Source organism: Streptomyces sp. URMC 124, assembly GCF_051386455.1.
In the GTDB taxonomy this organism is placed as follows: Bacteria; Actinomycetota; Actinomycetes; order Streptomycetales; family Streptomycetaceae; genus Streptomyces.
The window spans coordinates 1-256 of record NZ_JBPQTS010000532.1 but is presented as its reverse complement, the minus strand read 5'-3'; the positions used below and the strand labels follow the sequence as shown (position 1 = coordinate 256).

Below are 256 nucleotides of genomic sequence, written 5' to 3'. Positions count from 1 at the left end.
GATTGCCTCAACGGGGCCGTTGGATGCGCCGATATCAAAGTAGGCGAGCACATCTTTGCGTCGACGCCACAGGGTGCGTCCCAGTTGGGCGAGCTCTTCTAAGCCTTTTGGTAGTCCTTTACGCAGGGTGTGGATGATGCGTTCCATGAGCTTTTTGCCTTCCGATTTCTTCGGATGCGCGTACGCTGCGATCATGTCTTGGTAGAGCAGCCACGTTACTTCTAGGGCCACGTAGTCGTCATCGGTGGCCCACAGC

The 256-nt window shown here is 56.2% G+C and carries 1 protein-coding gene; it reads right to left on the bottom strand.

Going from position 1 to position 256, the window contains the following annotated elements; translation table 11 throughout:
• The coding region (locus ACSNOG_RS33600; protein WP_436756453.1) for a transposase at nucleotides 1–256 on the bottom strand (256 nt) is incomplete at both ends.